A 973-nucleotide genomic window follows, 5' to 3' on the forward strand; every position below is an offset into this window, starting at 1 on the left:
GGGCTGACCAACTTTATCAAACGGCCATCGATTGAAAATGCGCCAAGCGGCATCGCCGGAGATGATCGTAGGCACGCTCGGAAGAAATCACAGAGGCTGAGGAGGTTGGGCTGGCAAGCCTGATGAGAGGTAAGATAGGCCGCCAAGACTGGTTCAGGCGGCCTGCCTTGCTGTGAGATGTTACGCCTTCAGGAACTCAATCAGATCATGTTTGAGCTTGGAGCATTCGCTGTTCTGCAAGGCGAAGCGGAAGAGGTCAGTCTTGTCCGTAATGGACGAAAGTTCGACTGCTTCAATGGCTACCACTTCCTGAGAGTCGGCTACGTAGTTCCTGCCGTTTACTGTCAAGGCTTCCTGGATCATGTCGCCTTCAAACTCTTGAAAGAACGTGAGGGGGAAGGGCAGCCCAGTGAGCAGTCCGCGTTCCTTGAAAAAGAATTGCAAGTCGAGTTTTTTCGGGTTGATCTCGGAATGCTTCGCTTCGAGGATGCCGATGAACTCGGTGCCATGCTGGAGTCCTTTCAAAACCACGTAGTCGCAAGTCCTGGGACGAGGATGGATCACCTTGGTGGTTTCTCCCATTGCGAATTCGCCCAGCTCTGCTGCGAGCATGTCGTAGGCCTCGTTTACCTTCTCGTTGTAGCGACCTACCTCGTTGAAGAAGCTATCGATTGCACTCAACTGAAATTCACCTTGGCCAGACTCGGCCAAGAGGTTGGCGAAGGCCCGCTCAGACCCGACGCACCACGCGTAGACGTATTTTTGCGCATCTTCAAATGACATGTCATGGAACTGCACTAGGGCGTCGGCATAGACCTGCATGAGCGACCCCATTCTGTAAGGAGGCAGGGGCTGCAAAATTTTCTGCTGATTAGCTGGATCCCAGAAATCGGGGCTTATCATCCTGAGGGTGAGGTAGCTCGCCATGAAGCAGAACCCGACCGTTTTTAGATCAGTGGCATAAAACTCGTGC

Annotated in this window: 1 pseudogene; it reads right to left on the reverse strand. The window is 53.0% G+C overall.

Annotation, left to right across the window (positions count from 1 at the left end):
- Nucleotides 1-180: 180 nt before the first annotated feature.
- A pseudogene (locus AC1DRJ_RS29635) lies at nucleotides 181-973 on the reverse strand (hypothetical protein); the annotation flags it as partial.

The organism is Pseudomonas sp. P5_B2 (assembly GCF_056400445.1).